This is a genomic window from Flavobacterium sp. HNIBRBA15423 (genome assembly GCF_052655965.1).
Genome location: NZ_CP199751.1, coordinates 195,721 through 213,011, shown reverse-complemented (window position 1 = coordinate 213,011; position 17,291 = coordinate 195,721). Strand labels below are relative to the sequence as shown.

Sequence of the window (17,291 nt, the reverse complement as noted above, 5' to 3'; positions counted from 1 at the left end):
TTGACTAACTATATTATCGAATTGAAAAAAATCTTTCCAAAAATAGCATTTATATTTCTAACTGGTACCATCTTTTACTCTTGTTCAATTGTAAAAAAAGTTCCAGACAACAAACAACTTTTAACAAAGAATGTAGTTATTACTAATGACACAGTTGTTAAAAATGAAAGAATTGAAAGCTTAATCAGCCAAAAACCTAATGGTAAGCTATTAGGTTTTCCATTACGTTTAGGATTATATAATATTGCAAAAGACAATCCTGATTCTTTATATTATGCTTGGTTAAGCAGAAAACCAAATAGAAGAGAAAATTTAGCTAAACTTGTATCCAACAAACAAGTAGATAGACTTAGCCAATCTTTCTTAGTATCTGGATTAAGTCGTTTTCTAAAAAAAACTGGAGAAGCTCCTGTTGTTATAGATTCTATAAAAATTAGTTCAACTAAAAATAAACTTCAAGGATTTTATAATAATCAAGGTTATTTTGATGCTAAAATAACATCTAAAATTGACTCTGTTGGCTTAAAAAGAGGAAAAGTAACTTACCTAGTTTCTACAGGAGAAGCTTCATTAATTGACAGCATTTCAAGAAGAATAGAAACTCCAGAACTAGACAGTTTATTTTTAAAAAATCAGCATAGTTTATTAATTAAAACTGGCGATCAATTTAATGATGAAAAATTTGATGCAGAAAGAACTAGACTAACTAACTATTTTAGAAACAATGGTGTTTATGATTTTCAAGTGAATCATGTAAGATATGATATAATTACAAATGAAAAAAACAAGAATATTGATGTTGTTTACGATATAGAAGATCGAAAAATAAAAAGAGGTGACACCCTTGTAAAAACGCCATTTAAAATATATAAAATTAGTCAAGTTAACATTTTTACTAATAGTGTTCTAAAAAAAGAAAGAAACAAAATAAGTGATAGTGTTACTTATAACAATTATAATATCTATTCTATTGACAAATTAAATTATAAACCAAAAGCGATAACAGATGCTGTTTTTATTGAGACAGGTAGTTATTTTAGTGACAAAGACAAAACTTTAACTTCAAGATCTTTAAGCAATTTAAAAGTATTTAACTTTCCAAATATCGAATACATTGTAGACACTACTTCTAGTAATAAAAATAGTTTAATTGCAAATATTTATTTAATACCATTAAAGAAAAAGAATCTAAATGCTTCTATTGACTTTAACCATTCAAATATTCAAGATTTTGGAATTACTGGAAACCTCTCACTTACCTTTAGAAATCTATTTAGGAGAGCTGAAACATTAGAAATTTCAACAAGAGGAAATATTGGTTCTTCAAGAGATTTACCAAATCCTAATGGAACCTTTTTCAATCTTTCTGAATATGGAGCAGATGTAAAATTGACATTCCCAAGAATATTCTTGCCTTTTAAAACCACAGCCCTTATTAAAAAAGAAATGTTACCAACAACTCAAATGAGTTTTGGTTTAACCAACCAAAAAAATATTGGACTAGACAAAGAAAATTTTACTAGTATAATTAATTATAATTGGTTACCAAAGGATGACACAACCATTCGCTTTGATTTACTAAATATTCAATTTGTAAGAAATTTAAATATCGATAATTATTTTAATGTATATAATTCTTCCTATAACAGATTAAATGACTTGGCACAAATTTATGACACATCAGGAAGCTACATAGATCCTGCAACAGGCAATCTTACATTTCCTAGTGCAGTTAATTTTATTGATGCCGTTTTAAACGGAACGATACCTATCAATAATCAATCTAATGATTACAACTCTATAAGAAGTATAGGCGAAAGAAGAAAACGTTTAATTGAGAACAATCTTATTGTATCTTCAGCTTTGACCTATAATAAAAATACCAAAAAAGGCTTTTTAGACAATACATTTTATGCTATTAAAGCAAAAATAGAAACAGCCGGTAATTTTGCTAGTCTTATAGCAAAACAAGTAGAAGAACCAGAAAGCAGCAATGGAAATCAAACCCTATTTGGCGTTGAATATGCCCAATATGCTAAAGGAGAAGTTGATTTAATCAAACACTGGGATTTAGGTAAGAAAAACATACTTGCTTTTAGAACATTTGGAGGAATTGCTATTCCTTATGGCAATGCCAATTCTATTCCATTTTCAAGAAGTTATTTCGCAGGAGGTTCAAATGACAATAGAGGTTGGCAAGCCTATAGTTTAGGACCAGGAAGTAGTGGTGGAATTAATGATTTTAATGAAGCCAATTTAAAAATCGCAGCAAGTGTAGAATATCGTTTTAATATTGTGGGAAAAATAAACGGAGGATTATTTGCAGATGCTGGAAATATATGGAATATTTTTGACAATGTGGAAGACAAATCCTATACTTTTAACGGATTAGAATCACTTAAAGACATCGCTTTAGGAACAGGAATAGGATTAAGATATGATTTTGACTTTTTTGTTTTTAGAATTGATTTTGGCTATAAGGCTTATAATCCAGCTAAAGAACAAAGTGAAAGATGGTTTAGAGATATTAACTTTAGTAGAACTGTTTTAAATTTTGGAATTAATTATCCATTCTAATTTTTTAAATTATTATTTTTGTAAACTATTTTAAACTAACAAACTATGAGTCATTCAATAAAACCTGGTGTAGCAACTGGAAATCAAGTTCAAGAAATATTTAAATATGCAAAAGAAAAAGGGTTTGCATTGCCAGCTGTTAATGTCACAGGTTCAAGCACAATAAATGGTGTCTTAGAAACCGCAGCAAAATTAAAAGCTCCAGTTATTATTCAATTTTCAAATGGTGGTGCTCAATTTAATGCTGGAAAAGGACTTTCTAATGAAAACCAAAAAGCAGCTATTTTAGGAGCAGTTGCAGGAGCCAAACATATTCATGAATTAGCCGAAGCTTATGGTGCAACTGTAATTTTACATACTGATCATTGTGCTAAAAACTTATTACCATGGATAGATGGTTTATTAGATGCTTCTGAAAAATTCTATAAAGAAACCGGAAAATCTTTATTTAGCTCACACATGATAGATTTATCTGAAGAGCCAATTGAAGAGAATATTGAAATTTCTAAAAAATATCTGGAACGTATGAGTAAAATGGATATGACTTTAGAAATAGAATTAGGAATTACAGGTGGTGAAGAAGACGGTGTAGACAATTCTGATGTAGATAGCTCTAAACTATATACGCAACCAGAAGAAGTAGCTTATGCTTATGAAGAATTAATGAAAGTAAGCCCTAGATTTACTATTGCTGCAGCTTTTGGAAACGTTCATGGTGTTTATAAACCAGGAAATGTAAAATTAACTCCAAAAATCTTGAAAAACTCACAAGAATATGTACAAAATAAATTTAGTACAGAAGCAAATCCTGTTGATTTTGTGTTTCATGGAGGAAGCGGTTCTACAGTAGAAGAAATCAGAGAAGGAATTTCATATGGTGTAATTAAAATGAATATCGATACCGATTTGCAATTTGCATTTACAGAAGGAATTCGCGACTATATGATTTCAAATATTGATTATTTAAAAACTCAAATTGGAAGCCCAGATGGACCGGAAAGTCCAAATAAAAAATATTATGATCCAAGAAAATGGATTAGAGAAGGTGAAGCTACTTTTAACAAAAGACTAGTGCAAGCCTTTGCAGATTTAAATAACGTAAATACTTTATAAGGTACTATACAAAGTTAAAAGTACGAAGTGTTAAGAGTGAAGTTGAAAATAAATTAATAAAAAGTTGAAAATGAAAAGTTAAAAATGAAAAAATTAACTTCTAATTTCCAACTTCTAACTTAAAATTATGGCTTGGTTTAAAAGAAAAGAAAAAGGAATTCAAACGGCTACAGAAGACAAAAAAGACGTTCCAAAAGGGTTATGGTATAAATCTCCAACTGGAAAAATCGTAGACACTGAAGAATTAGCTAAAAACTTATGGGTAAGCCCTGAAGATGATTTTCATGTAAGAATAGGAAGTGCAGAATACTTTGAAATATTGTTTGACAACAATAAATTTAAAGAATTAGATCCTAAAATGACTTCAAAAGACCCTCTTAAATTTGAAGATACAAAAAAATATGGTGACCGTTTAAAAGATGCCATGGAGAAAACGAAGTTAAAAGATGCAGTTCGCACAGCTGTAGGAAAATCTAAAGGAAAAGACTTAGTTGTTGCTTGTATGGATTTTGCCTTTATTGGTGGTTCTATGGGAGCTGTTGTAGGAGAAAAAATAGCCCGAGGGATTGATTATTCCATTAAAAACAAAGTCCCTTTTGTAATGATTTCAAAATCGGGTGGAGCTAGAATGATGGAAGCTGCTTATTCATTAATGCAGTTAGCCAAAACTTCAGCAAAACTAGCTCAACTAGCAGATGCAAAAATACCTTATATTTCACTTTGTACAGACCCTACCACTGGAGGAACAACGGCTTCCTATGCTATGCTTGGAGATATTAACATAGGAGAACCAGGAGCTTTAATTGGTTTTGCAGGACCTCGTGTTGTTAAAGACACCACTGGTAAAGACCTACCAGAAGGTTTCCAAACATCTGAGTTTTTATTAGAACATGGATTTCTAGATTTTATTTCACATCGAAAAGAATTAAAAAACAAAATTAACCTATATATAGATTTAATTTTAAATCAAGAAGTACGATAAAAAAATGCCAGCAAAATTGCTGGCATTTTTTTATCGTGATTTTGTCTTTTAAAACTGCTAAAAATTACATTTAAAAAATAGCTAAAAGTTTTTGATTATATGTAAAAATAATTATATTTGCACTCCAATTTAGCGGGTATGGTGAAATTGGTAGACACGCCAGACTTAGGATCTGGTGCCGCAAGGTGTGAAGGTTCGAGTCCTTTTACCCGCACAAAAAAGCTGAACATTAGTTCAGCTTTTTTTATTTGTCTATGTCATACTGCTACTTTTTAAAATCATAGACTTACAATTTGATTCTAAAAAACTGCAGACCATTCTACAAAGAGCAAAATTAAGGGCATCACAACTACGAATAAAATTCGAACAAACCCTTCACTAAACCTAAAAGGATATTTTGAAAGCATTGAAAGAGTTTAAACTATCAAATTAATTTACAGCCTATCATGTGCTTTTTGGTTATCACTAATTTTAATACACGAGGTCGACTTTTTTACCATTTTCTTCGTTTTAAGACATTATATAACACAAAAAGGAACGCCATATTGCGTTCCTTTTCAATATATTTTTTAAATTATTGTTTTATTTTCAAGTGATTAATTGTTTTTTAAATTGCTATCACTAACTTTGAAACATTACCCTTCTCATTTGCTCTGCTAATGGGTCGATATTCATCCATCTACCTATAGCAGGGTCATAATTTCTTGCACCATAATCGTAAAGGTCAAGTCCTAGTTCTGTTTGTAGTTCTTTCCCATTATATTTGTACTGATATAGGCTCCAAAGGAGCGATTATTTTTTCATTCTATAAATTCATATTCATTTTTGGATTGCTTAACTATTTCCTCATAATCAAAACCTTGATTAATTATATATTTCTTTCTACAAAAATTATTAAAACTAAAAGGTTTCTTTGATATTTTCAAATAGTAAATATCTTCTGGTTTAATAAAGAACACAATATTTTTGTTATTGTATCGAGCGAGTAATTTTAATTCTTTACCAGTAGCTTCTTTATAATCGATCTTTAATTTGGAATTTTCCAATCTCATTAAATATGCTTTATTTTCTTTTATTTGATAGTATTTGACATCTGTCACTATTTCTTTATTATCAAAAAATGTAACGTCAATATATTTACTCTTTTGAGAATAACACAAATTAGCTATAAGAAAGCATAGTGTTGAGAGATATAATATTTTAATCAAGATTTGACTTTTTAATAATATCAAATACTAAGTTGTTAAGTTGAACTTGTTTATTACTAGAATCATTAATTCTTTTGATATCAACTACTTTTTCTTTATATACTAAATGATATTTAACAAAACCTCCATCAATAAAGTCAGTTCCTTTTTTCGATTCATAATCATCTTGTTCAAAAGATTTAATTAAATCTAACAGAGCATTAATTTCTTGTTCTGTTAAATTTATTCTTTTTAACCCTTCATCAAAAATTTGCTCGTTTTTATTAGTTATATCATTTTTTTTAAAATAATCCTCGGGATCTTTAGGTATTATATTTTGCGTATAATATATCTTAAAAAGGTAAATGGCAGAAGAATTAAAATCGATATTAACTACAGTAGAATAATCATTTTTGGATTCATGATATTCTATAATTATTTTTTCTATCTTAAATTCTTCATCCTTTTTACATGAAAACAAAAATACAAGCATAAAAATAAATATTAACTTTCTCATCTTATTATCTTTTTAAATCATTTGCTTTATTAACATTAGTTGGGTTTAGCTTTTTGTCCCATGGAGTATATTGAAACATATAAGGTGTCTTTACATTAGGTCTAAATATGTAAAATTTAGGAAGATTCTCGGGCACATAAGGAATGTTATGATTCACTGTTCTATCATTAATTATACCCCAAGCATGACCTTGGTCTCCAATATCTCCAGAAGCCCTATCATCTGCTTCTGTATAATTTTTATTTGGATGTGTATGATAATCACTTTTTAATTAATTTCTTTGTAGAACAAAAACAAACCGCTTTTTTACTAAGCGGTTTGTTTTTTGTTATTCCTTAAAGTGAGGATCTTTGAGTAGCTAGGGTTATTTTTTTTAAATACCATTAGTATTATTACTTAAAAATTCCCAACTCATTTTATTACAATTATATTCAAATACAATAGTTGAACCACCCCCATTCGCAAAATTGTATTTACCATCCTTAAAGGTTATAATAAAATCTATTATAGAAACAGTTAGTCGATTTTTATTTAATGTTGAAGATATTTTCCAAGCATTAATTCCCTCTCTTAATAATTTTTTATTTTTTTTGTCGTATAAATTAATGTTTTTAAAACTATCTGAGGTAGATTTATCTCTATTTAAATGAAAAGAATTGTGATTACTATCAAGTAAATAAATATTCTCTAATCTGTTTTTATATTTAGATATATAACTCTTCCAATTTTCAGTTTTTATATCTTTTTTTAATTCTTCATTGTAATGTTCATAAGCCTCATTTAGTTTAATTACAACTGCTGAATCTAACATTTCTTTATAGTTATCAGTATTAGTTTGAGAGTACACATTCAGACTAATGACCAAAAAAAGAATATATTTTTTCATTCTAATTTTGATTATTCCGATTTTGAGACTGAATTTGTCTCCAATAAATCTCCTTTGTTATCTACTATCCAATATATACTATTATCAATTATAATTGACTTTCTTTTTAAACCATACAAATGGCTGTTTTTTTCCCTCTCTTCGATTGTAGGTATTGCAATATCCTTGTATACATTTTTGCTTTCTTCAAACGATACAATTGGCTTGTCATCTTTTAATTTAGTATAGAATAAATAATCTGTATAAAAAATTAAAGGATAAAACTCGTTGTTAACAAACAGTTTTCTGTTAGTTATCTGTAAGTCATTATTTTTAAAATTAATCAAATGTATTTTAAAAGTTTTATCAGATAAATTTTCTATTAAAAAAGATATATCTTCTTTTGGCTTATTTAAAATTTCTTTATATATAGATTTCTCTGTCTCCAAATTAACTAAATAAGGAATCGTATTTTGAGCACTAATCTTCAATAAACAAAAACTAGTAAGAAGAATTGCAATAATAATTTTATTGATGTATTTCATATGTTTAAATTTTTAGAGTCCACTCCATCTTTTTAATGCGTCTAAACCTAAATTTACAGTAGGAGCTCCTTGACCACCTGCATTTCCTTGAGTATAACCAATATTATTAGTTCGTGTTCCATCTGAACTAACTCTATGAATTTCAACTTGTCCACCCGCACTTTGACTATATGCATCAGTCGCATAAATTGTCATTCCACTACTTGAAGCTGTGTTTTTATCTGCATCTGAAGTCCCTGGAATATTCCTTTTGTTTTGGTCTTGTATTAAATTGTGTCCATGGACTTGACCCAAAAGAAGTTTACCATCAAGTGTATTATAAGAATCTCCACTAGTACTTGTTCTTTTAATATACTCAAACTCTGTATTCCCATCTGTACCTGGATTTCCTCGCACAGCTGAAACTTCACCAGAATCTCTATCTAAAGTTAAAAATGTTTGGTGCTCCAAATTTGTTGATAATTCTGTAATTTCTTGGACTTCATTTTGGATTTGAGAATCATTTACATGCACAATAGTACTATTGTTCTGTAAATCTTGAGTAGCATCAGCCGACATTGTTCCTCCATGTTTCTCAGAAATTTCCTGATAATTGACACGATTAATTAGCCTAATATTATTCGTTGAAGCCCCATCTTGACCCAGTTTTTTACCTGTTACAGAATCTATATACCAATCATCAGGAGCCATCCCGTCTGGATCAAGAAAGTAAATTGGGTTATCAAAAGCGTAGTTATAAGGAGAATGTCTTCTCATTTGTTCCGCTAGCGGGTCGATATTCATCCATCTACCTATAGCAGGATCATAATTTCTTGCACCATAATCGTAAAGGTCAAGTCCTAGCTCATTTTGTAATTCCTTCCCATTATACTTGTACTTATAAACAGCATCCACAGGACTAGCCATTTTAATTTTTATAGCATCTTCCAGTATTTGTTGATAGGTTTTGTAATCCATATTATAGCCTTCGTGTTTTAGACCAAAAGGATAATAGTGATTTTCTTCTAATATTTTTAGGGTTTGTGTATCTGGGTCAACTCCATAACTTACTCGTATGTTTCCTAAGTGATCGGTATAGTTAAAAACATAGTTATAGTTATTTATTCTATGGGAATCAACTACATTGACATAACCTTCTGGATGTGGAAAGAATTTTAAATAACTGTCTTTATACTGAAATCCTCCAGCTAAATAATCCGTTTTTGTTATGACACTATTTTCATTCACTACTTTAGTTACTTTTTGCCCTGTTGCATTGTAAATGTAGGAAATTTTGTCAGCACTCACAAAATTTATTTCGGTAGGTAGATTTAAATGATTATAGATTATATCTCTTATTCCTTTGTTGTTGTCTACCCTCATATTACCATTGGCATCATACTCATAATCGTTTCCTTCATTCACTCCGTCTTTAAATCCTTGTGGTGACTGGGTTTCATCGGTAACGGTTAGTAACTGATTTTTATTTACATTGTCATATTCATATATTAAATTATCAATATGAATCGCATAATCTGGATCGTCTATAACACCATAACGATTTAGGTTTTGTATGTTTCCATTTTTATCATAAGATAAAGATTCTCTGTAGGCATTAGGCGCTGTGGTTTCGTTTTTTCGAGTGTAACTTGCGTCTAATAATCTGTTTAAATGGTCATAGGTATAACTATACTTTCTTAGCTTGTTATCACTTGATGTTTTCCAAAAGGTTTCTGAAATATTCCCGTTGTATAAAGCTGTTGCGGTTTCTGCATCATTGTAATTTATTTTAAATGAAAACAAATCAGTTCCTATATTGTTGACATCGTTAAAATTATTCTTATTGTACTTTTAAATTTCAAACTTAGCTAATCAGTTTTAAAGAACATTTTTTATATTTGTTTAATACTTTCATATTCTGTAAATTTGCTTCATTGCTGTATTTACAGTATTAAATAGTACTTATGAGTTTTGGTAAACGATTAACAGAGGTAAGAAAAAATAAAAATTCATCACAAGAAGATTTAGCTAAACACTTGGGAACAAAATCCCCTGTGATTGGACGAGATGAACGTGACGAGATGAAGCCTTCTATTGATACCGCTAATAAATTAGCCGAGTTCTTAGAAGTCTCTTTAGATTACCTAACAGGTAATACCGATGTCTTATTAGACACAAATACTTTAAACCGAGTTTTAGAAGTTCAACAGTTACCTGATGATATAAAAGATAAACTTTTCTATTTTATTGATATGACTGTGAGAGATTATAAAGCTAAAAAAGCATACTCTTAAAATGTTAAAAAAGACAACTATTCTCAAAAATACCTTATTAATATTTATATGTTTTTATATAATTAATTTAATATTATCATACACTCTTTTCGTTTTAATAAAAAATCAAATTTTAAACAATATTACTTACTTAGATGAGTTATTAGAGATTATTCTATTGTTAATAGTCTTTGCTTTTTTATGTTATTTCATTAAGAAAGACAAAACAATTAGAGATGTTAAGATTAAAAAAATAAATATAAAGTTATACTCTTTTTTACCATTAGTTTTTATATCCGCTATATTTTTTAGAATATCAGTCGACCCTATTATTTGGGTAGATGAAACATTTAAATTTATTGAAATATCAGTTAATAGTGATTTTACCAGTAATAATAACTTTACTAAAAACATATTATTATTTTTTAGTACTGTAATTCTAACCCCAATTGTTGAGGAAATAATGTTTAGAGGAATAATAATAAAAGTACTCTGCGATTTCAAATTAAGTTATAAAATATTAATTTCTAGTGTGTTGTTTTCTTTAATGCATTTACCTATTGATATTAACTATTTTATAATAATATTCTTTTTAGGAATAACCTTAGGAATTATTGCTATCAAATTAAATTTAACTTTTGCAATCATTTTTCATTCGACTTATAATCTTATTTTTCATTTGTTAAGTATGTATCCAAATGATTATTGGCAATTAATAAATATTTTAGAGTTCAATTATATTTATTGGTTTATTGTATTGATAGCTTTTTTCTGCCTTATATTAATTCTAAAAAAAATATGGATTAATAAAAAAAATATTAATCCATATTATATTCCTTAATTTAAGTTGTTATGAAAATAAGGTTTTTCTATATTTAATTATTAACTCTGCTTTTCGCTTTTTTTAATACTCTTTCTCTAAATTGATTAAATCTTTTCATACTATCAATTTTACCTTTGTTTTCATTTATTTTATCTTCCGATTTACCAGCTTCCCTAAATTTAATACCGTCCATTATTGCTTGTTGACCTTTAGCATATTTACCTACTGGACCTATAGGAAGAGGTTTTAAAGATTTTTTAGGTAATACACCTTCAATAACACCTTCTAATGAATCATTTTGTGCTTGTAATTTAGTAATATTATTTTCAGTTTGTGCAATTACTGACTCAGTAGCTTCGATGGATTCATTTAATTCTTTTTGTGATTTTGTATCTTGAACAATTGCATTTACTTGTTCAGGAATAGCAACCGTATCTCCTACATCAACTTTAGACTTTTCAACTCCATCAGCATCAGTATATGTTCCCATGTTATTGCCTTCTGAATTTGACTTATAAGTATTAGCCATTACTTCTTTTGCTCTTTCAATGGTTATCCCTGCGTCTCTAGCTAATGTAGATGCGCTATCTCCTGCTTGAGCAGTATAAGTTCCATCTCCATTTCTTATCCAATCATTCCCTTCCGATTGCATTCCATCAGGATCAATAAAGTAAATAGGATTATTATAAGCATAATTATATGGTGTCCATCTTCTAGAATTCTCAGCTAGAGGGTCAACATTCATCCATCTACCTATAGCGGGGTCATAGTTTCTTGCACCATAGTCATAAAGGTCAAGTCCTAGCTCTGTTTGTAGTTCTTTTCCGTTGTACTTGTACTTGTAAACTGCATCTACAGGACTAGCCATTTTAATTTTTATGGACTCTTCCAGTATTTGTTGATAGGTTTTATAGTCCATATTATAACCTTCGTGTTTTAATCCAAAAGGATAATAGTGGTTTTCTTCTAATATTTTTAAGGTTTGTGTATCTGGGTCAACTCCATAACTTACTCGTATGTTTCCTAAGTGATCGGTATAGTTAAAAACATAGTTATAGTTATTTATTCCATGGGAATCAACTACATTGACATAACCTTCCGGATGTGGAAAGAATTTTAAATAGTTATCCTTATACTGAAATACTCCAGCTAAATAGTCGGTTTTTGTTATGACACTATTTTCATTCACTACTTTAGATACTTTTTGCCCTGTTGCATTGTAAAGATATTCAATTGTGTGGTTTTAAAAAATATTTTTTTCTCTAAAAGAAACTATCACTAATTTTAATACACGAGGGCGAATTTTTTACCATTTTCTTCGTTTTAAGACATTATATAACACAAAAAGGAACGCCATATTGCGTTCCTTTTCAATATATTTTTTAAATTATTGTTTTATTTTCAAGTGATTAATTGTTTTTTAAATTGCTATCACTAACTTTGAAACATTACCCTAATCTGTATTATTACCTTCAGAATCAATAGATATGCGATTTAGTAATTTAGTAACGAGATAGTAATAAACTTTTTTGTTTATTGGAGGAGGATCTATTATTACTGATAAACTAAATTCAGCATGTCTAATTTTAGATTTATCTGTTAGTACAAAATACGTTTTATTTCCTTGAGCTACATCAAATTTATATTTTTTAGAATGAAAATCCACTATATCTTTATTATATATATTTTTATTAAACGCTTTGTTCAAAATTTTAAATTCATTCGATGTTACTTCTAACTTTTCAATATAATCATTGTCTGATTCTTTTTTCACATAAAACGATTCAAATAAGGTCTTGTTTTTAGTTATAAACAGATACCACTTATCAGATATTGAAAATACTAGTATATTATCATATTTATAATTACTAAAATACTTTTCTGTTAAATTATTTACATCTTCTCTACTTTTAATAACGCTTGTATTATTATTATACTTTTCTATTGGTTGTTTCTTTTGTGCGGAACAACTTAAGAGAAAAAATATAGAGATAAAAATTATTACTTTATTTATGTATTTCATATGCAATTATTCAATTAAATATGTATTTATATCATTTTGAATATTAGTTAATTCTATCCTTTTTTTGGTTGTTTTGTACATTTAAATAATGAAGTATTAATATGTATATTTTTATCTACATTTATTAAAACCTTTAAAATATAAACAAACTCACCCTTCTTGTAAATATCCATATCATATTCATAAGTTTTGACATAATCATTATCACCAATGTTTATATCATCTAGCTTATACATATACTCGTAGGATATAATAATTTTGTTTTCTCTATTCTTAATTAACTCTCTTGCTTTAGCTAAAGATATATTAGTTGCTTCTTCAATGCTATGTATTTTTATTATTTGCCCTTCTTGACCAAACAAGTTTGTTAGACCTTGAAAAAATAATATAAAAAAAATTGTGTTTTTCATAATACTCATCTTCTTTTAGTTTTTAGGATTAACAAATCTATTTATAGGTACTGTTGCCACAACACCTTTATTATTATAAACATACACCGTCTTATTTCTCATAGCAAATGTATAATTTGTTCTGCTACCTGCGTTATTAATATCTCTATCAGAAGGTGCTTGGTGTACATTACTGGTAGTTATGTACCACTCACTTGATATTTTTAACCTATGACTAGTTCCTTGAGGTATTACTGAATAATTAAAATAAAGATGTTTGTGGAGGTAATGGTCTTTCAATCACCGTTACCTTATGCAATACATTCTTTCTTGTTGTATATCCCATTTCATGAATTTCGTTCAACTTTGTAGTGGCATCTGTATGATTCTTATGGTAGCTAAGGTCTCTCTAAAAATTTATTAATATCAATTTCACTAACAACAATCTCTTTATCTGCATTAAACCATTTTACAAAAAGAATATTATTATTTAAACTTATACTATCAATTGCTAATGTTTCTGGTCTAGTGGTCCTATCATAGTCTTCAATAAATTCTTCTTTATACCCAGTAAAAATATTTTGAATTGTCAAAAGACTTGATTTATTATCACTTTTATAGATAACAATATCTTTTTTAAAATCATACAACAAAGGATACAATTCAAAAAAATCTTTCCCATTTTCATCAAATGGCATAACATATATATAGTTACACCCACTACCACAAGCATCTTTAATATAAGCATACTTATCAGTAAACTTAATTTTTTCTTTATTGAGAACGCTAAATGGAATCGTATCAATTGAGGTTTTCATATATTTATTTCTAATACCCCAATTAAAAATTGAGGCATTGTTTGAAACCTTTTTTATACTTATTATAGTGTCATTTCTAAAAAATAAAGTGTCAACTTCATTTTTAAAATCAGAAGTATTCTTCTGAACAGGCAATGATTTATTATCCATTTTACATGAAATTAATAAGCCTAATAATAATCCTAATATGATTTTTTTTCGCATAATATCTAATATTTGTAAAATTTAAAATCCTTTTTATTTACACCTTCAATATTAATTTCTTGCATGCCTTTAGCCCAATATGGTGTTGCAATGTATGGCGAGAAGAAATGTGTAGCTCCTTGAGCCGTGTCTGTATTTTGAGTAGTAGCCTGAATTGATGCTCCCACACTATCGCTAAGAGCATTTGTCTCAAGAGAATTTTTTTTTGAATCTTCTTTTCCATCACCACCAGTTACTGATAAAGGGTCTGGAAAATCTATTGTATATTCTAATTCCTTTTTTATTTCATTAGTTTTTTGATTAACAATTTCTTTAGTACTATCTTTTTTACATGAGCAAAGGACTAAGAAAAAAGATATAATTAAAAAATTTATACTTTTTATATTCATTTTTTTTTCAGAATAAAAACAAACCACTTTATTACGAAGTGGTTTGTTTTTTGTTTTATTGTTTGTAAAACACTTATTCACTGATTTTGTAACATAACCAAATCATAGTAATCTCTGATTTATTACGTAAATAACTATCTTATTATAAAAACCTTTTTAATATTCTTTATTTCACTTATTGGATACTCAACTGAATTTTTCCTAAGGCAACTATTTTCTGAATCAATTAAGTCGATATTTAAATCTGGCAGTAACTCACTAACTTCAATTTGTATGATGTAGCTTTTATCTTCAAGTAAAAATTCAAACTTTTTGCTGGGTTCATATATCTTTTTTCCGAGCCAAGTTACGTTCTGATCATATAAACACCTACTAATATCGTTATAATTTCCTTCTAGATCCAAATTTGGTGTATAATGAAAATTTGAAAAGAAACTCTCTACAAAGGCTTTGATATTTTGATTTTCAAAATTTTTAATATCATCTCTTTTCCCAACTCCTGACATTGAAATCAAATTTTTATCATCATTAAATGCATAGAATGTAAATAGATGATAATTGTTCTCTTCAATATCATAAATTTTTGTCATGTCTTTTTCAACAAAAACTTCTTTTTTCGAAGAGCAACTTATTATAAAAAATAATCCAAAAAATAATATGTACTTTTTCATTCTAATTTTCATTTAATTTTTCAATATTACAACTGGTAAAAAACTATTATTGGCCAATTGATTAACCTCTTTTTGATTAAATTTTTCAGGTGGATAAGCCATTAATCCAGATTCATTTCCTTTGCCTTTAGGATGATCAAGTCCAAGCGTATGCCCAATTTCATGAATTTCGTTCAACTTTGTAGTGGCATCAGTATTCATTGTAATATTTTTATCATTCTCTGTAACACCTCCTGTTTGAGTTGACGTTTCTCCATCTGAAGAAACTAATTTCTCGAAGATATTAACATCTTTAGGAGACATCTTATCCATTGAGTTTCCTATATTTACTCCTTCTAAAGTTTCTGAATCTGCCTTTATTCTAGATTCATAATCGTGTCCTCCTTCTTTGAACGATAAATCAAATTTGACTGAATAGCCTTCATATTCACCTTCATCTGCTACTAATTTTTGTTTATTTAACCATTCATTTGTTCTTTTCTCAATTTTAGCAATTCGCTTGGCTGAATAACCCTTCTCTGTTCCTTTTCTAGTTTCCTTGTCTTTTGTTCTTAAAAAATATACTGCCTTAATGGTAATTGTTTTATTCTTAGTATCAACTACTCTTACGCCATCTTTGCCGTCTGGATCAATTAAATTAATAGGATTATCACTTACATAATTATAAGGTGTAAAATTAAGATACTTCTCTGCTAACGGGTCAATATTCAACCATCTACCTATAGCAGGGTCGTAGTTTCTTGCACCATAATCGTAAAGGTCAAGTCCTAGCTCTGTTTGTAGTTCCTTCCCATTGTACTTGTAATTGTAAACAGCATCCACAGGACTAGCCATTTTAATTTTTATAGCATCTTCCAGTATTTGTTGATAGGTTTTATAGTCCATATTATAACCTTCGTGTTTTAATCCAAAAGGATAATAATGGTTTTCTTCTAATATTTTTAGGGTTTGTGTATCTGGGTCAACTCCATAACTTACTCGTATGTTTCCTAAGTGGTCTGTGTAATTAAAAATATAGTTGTAATTATTCACTCCGTGAGAATCAACCACATTTACATAGCCTTCTGCATGTGGAAAAAATCGCAAATAATTATCCTTATACTGATACCCATCTAAATAATCAGTTTTTGTTATGACACTATTTTCATTCACTACTTTAGTTACTTTTTGCCCTGTTGCATTGTAAATGTAGGAAATTTTGTTGTTTCCATTATTAAAAACCACTCCTTTATAGAGTGGTTTTATTGTTATTAAAAAAATAGTTAAATATTTATATCAAAGAAAACAGATAATAAAAAAGATACAGTAAAATACAGCACCCATAACAATATAACTAATTGCGCTATCTTCCATTTACTAATATTATAATTATATCTTTTAAATAAATAAACTAAAATATAATAAACTAAGCATATTATTAAAATTTCTAGTAATGTTGACAGAAAACCATTCTTGATTAAATTCATATTCATCATTTTAAAAAAAGCTTTCAACCTATTTAAACAATTCTTGCCAACTTGTTGGATCTACTTACAAAGTGGTTTGTCTTTGGTTATTTACTTTGTGGGCACAAGCCAGATGCTTGCACCAGCGTGAGATATTATCATATTATTTTAATTCTAATCTTTGCTCAATTTCATTCCAATATAATTTATTCTTATTTTTTTTGTACCATCTTTTCCAATCTTTTAAGTTCTTAAAAGATGGAGAATAGAAAAAATCTCTTTGCTCAATTACATCACTTTTTATTTTAGAAATATTCTCTAAAAAAATTATAGATCTATTTAAGGATGAATCATCATCAATATAACTGTTTTTTAAATAATTTTCTACAACTCCAATGTGATAATTATAAACTCTACCTGCTAAATCTTTATCTATTAATTTAGATTTACATGATGAAAAAATTATTAAAAGTAAAAAAAGCTTTTTCATA

At 28.2% G+C, this 17,291-nt stretch carries 20 protein-coding genes, 1 tRNA gene and 1 pseudogene; 6 read left to right on the top strand and 16 right to left on the bottom strand.

Features of this window, described 5'->3' with window-relative positions; translation table 11 throughout:
• From tamL to ACULEV_RS00870, 4 genes are all read left to right on the top strand, one after another.
• Entirely contained in the window at positions 1-2,577 is a 2,577-nt protein-coding gene (tamL, locus tag ACULEV_RS00885; protein WP_445456807.1) for a translocation and assembly module lipoprotein TamL, read from the top strand.
• A 45-nt stretch (positions 2,578-2,622) separates the two neighbouring features.
• The gene (fbaA, locus tag ACULEV_RS00880; RefSeq protein WP_445456806.1) at positions 2,623-3,690 is read left to right on the top strand and encodes a class II fructose-bisphosphate aldolase; all 1,068 of its coding nucleotides are present in this window, start codon (positions 2,623-2,625) and stop codon (positions 3,688-3,690) included.
• A gap of 127 nt (positions 3,691-3,817) precedes the next feature.
• Positions 3,818-4,672 (top strand): acetyl-CoA carboxylase, carboxyltransferase subunit beta, encoded by an 855-nt coding sequence (gene accD / locus ACULEV_RS00875; RefSeq protein ID WP_445456805.1) that lies wholly within the window; start codon positions 3,818-3,820, stop codon positions 4,670-4,672.
• A gap of 132 nt (positions 4,673-4,804) precedes the next feature.
• A tRNA-Leu gene (locus tag ACULEV_RS00870) sits at positions 4,805-4,886 on the top strand.
• A gap of 425 nt (positions 4,887-5,311) precedes the next feature.
• On the opposite strand, the pseudogene ACULEV_RS00865 reads toward ACULEV_RS00870, so the two are convergent.
• The 7 genes and pseudogenes from ACULEV_RS00865 to ACULEV_RS00835 form a co-directional block, all read right to left on the bottom strand.
• Positions 5,312-5,446: pseudogene (locus tag ACULEV_RS00865) on the bottom strand (RHS repeat-associated core domain-containing protein); the annotation flags it as partial.
• A 26-nt stretch (positions 5,447-5,472) separates the two neighbouring features.
• Positions 5,473-5,880, bottom strand: a complete 408-nt coding sequence (locus tag ACULEV_RS00860; RefSeq protein WP_445456804.1) for a hypothetical protein — start codon at positions 5,878-5,880, stop codon at positions 5,473-5,475.
• A complete protein-coding gene (locus tag ACULEV_RS00855; protein WP_445456803.1) occupies positions 5,873-6,376 on the bottom strand; it encodes a hypothetical protein in 504 nt (167 codons plus the stop codon). Before ACULEV_RS00855 ends, ACULEV_RS00860 begins: the two co-directional genes overlap by 8 nt.
• 4 nt (positions 6,377-6,380) lie before the next feature.
• Entirely contained in the window at positions 6,381-6,533 is a 153-nt protein-coding gene (locus tag ACULEV_RS00850) for a hypothetical protein (RefSeq protein WP_445456802.1), read from the bottom strand.
• A gap of 216 nt (positions 6,534-6,749) precedes the next feature.
• Positions 6,750-7,262, bottom strand: coding sequence for a hypothetical protein (locus ACULEV_RS00845; RefSeq protein WP_445456801.1), 513 nt, complete (start codon positions 7,260-7,262; stop codon positions 6,750-6,752).
• 11 nt (positions 7,263-7,273) lie between these two features.
• Positions 7,274-7,786, bottom strand: coding sequence for a hypothetical protein (locus ACULEV_RS00840; RefSeq protein WP_445456800.1), 513 nt, complete (start codon positions 7,784-7,786; stop codon positions 7,274-7,276).
• A gap of 12 nt (positions 7,787-7,798) precedes the next feature.
• On the bottom strand, positions 7,799-9,568 hold the full coding sequence (locus ACULEV_RS00835; RefSeq protein ID WP_445456799.1) for an RHS repeat domain-containing protein: 1,770 nt from the start codon (positions 9,566-9,568) through the stop codon (positions 7,799-7,801).
• Between the two features lie 161 nt (positions 9,569-9,729).
• On the opposite strand from ACULEV_RS00835, the gene ACULEV_RS00830 reads away from it, so the two are divergent.
• Positions 9,730-10,059, top strand: a complete 330-nt coding sequence (locus tag ACULEV_RS00830; RefSeq protein WP_445456798.1) for a helix-turn-helix domain-containing protein — start codon at positions 9,730-9,732, stop codon at positions 10,057-10,059.
• Position 10,060: 1 nt separating this feature from the next.
• Positions 10,061-10,879, top strand: coding sequence for a lysostaphin resistance A-like protein (locus tag ACULEV_RS00825; RefSeq protein ID WP_445456797.1), 819 nt, complete (start codon positions 10,061-10,063; stop codon positions 10,877-10,879).
• Between the two features lie 34 nt (positions 10,880-10,913).
• On the opposite strand, the gene ACULEV_RS00820 is transcribed toward ACULEV_RS00825, so the two are convergent.
• The 9 genes from ACULEV_RS00820 to ACULEV_RS00780 form a co-directional block, all read right to left on the bottom strand.
• Positions 10,914-12,050: an RHS repeat domain-containing protein gene (locus tag ACULEV_RS00820; protein ID WP_445456796.1), complete on the bottom strand. Its 1,137-nt coding sequence runs from the start codon at positions 12,048-12,050 to the stop codon at positions 10,914-10,916.
• 264 nt (positions 12,051-12,314) lie between these two features.
• Positions 12,315-12,884 carry a hypothetical protein gene (locus tag ACULEV_RS00815; RefSeq protein ID WP_445456795.1) on the bottom strand — a complete coding sequence of 190 codons (570 nt, stop codon included), beginning with the start codon at positions 12,882-12,884 and terminating at the stop codon, positions 12,315-12,317.
• Between the two features lie 53 nt (positions 12,885-12,937).
• A complete protein-coding gene (locus tag ACULEV_RS00810) occupies positions 12,938-13,294 on the bottom strand; it encodes a hypothetical protein (protein ID WP_445456794.1) in 357 nt (118 codons plus the stop codon).
• A gap of 15 nt (positions 13,295-13,309) precedes the next feature.
• Complete coding sequence (locus tag ACULEV_RS00805; protein ID WP_445456793.1) at positions 13,310-13,573, bottom strand: hypothetical protein; 264 nt, start codon at positions 13,571-13,573, stop codon at positions 13,310-13,312.
• A gap of 98 nt (positions 13,574-13,671) precedes the next feature.
• Positions 13,672-14,295, bottom strand: coding sequence for a hypothetical protein (locus tag ACULEV_RS00800; RefSeq protein WP_445456792.1), 624 nt, complete (start codon positions 14,293-14,295; stop codon positions 13,672-13,674).
• A gap of 5 nt (positions 14,296-14,300) precedes the next feature.
• The gene (locus ACULEV_RS00795; protein ID WP_445456791.1) at positions 14,301-14,684 is read right to left on the bottom strand and encodes a hypothetical protein; all 384 of its coding nucleotides are present in this window, start codon (positions 14,682-14,684) and stop codon (positions 14,301-14,303) included.
• 134 nt (positions 14,685-14,818) lie between these two features.
• Positions 14,819-15,355 carry a hypothetical protein gene (locus tag ACULEV_RS00790; protein ID WP_445456790.1) on the bottom strand — a complete coding sequence of 179 codons (537 nt, stop codon included), beginning with the start codon at positions 15,353-15,355 and terminating at the stop codon, positions 14,819-14,821.
• Between the two features lie 12 nt (positions 15,356-15,367).
• Positions 15,368-16,579: an RHS repeat domain-containing protein gene (locus tag ACULEV_RS00785; RefSeq protein ID WP_445456789.1), complete on the bottom strand. Its 1,212-nt coding sequence runs from the start codon at positions 16,577-16,579 to the stop codon at positions 15,368-15,370.
• Positions 16,580-16,963: 384 nt separating this feature from the next.
• Entirely contained in the window at positions 16,964-17,290 is a 327-nt protein-coding gene (locus ACULEV_RS00780) for a hypothetical protein (protein WP_445456788.1), read from the bottom strand.
• Position 17,291: the final 1 nt, after the last annotated feature.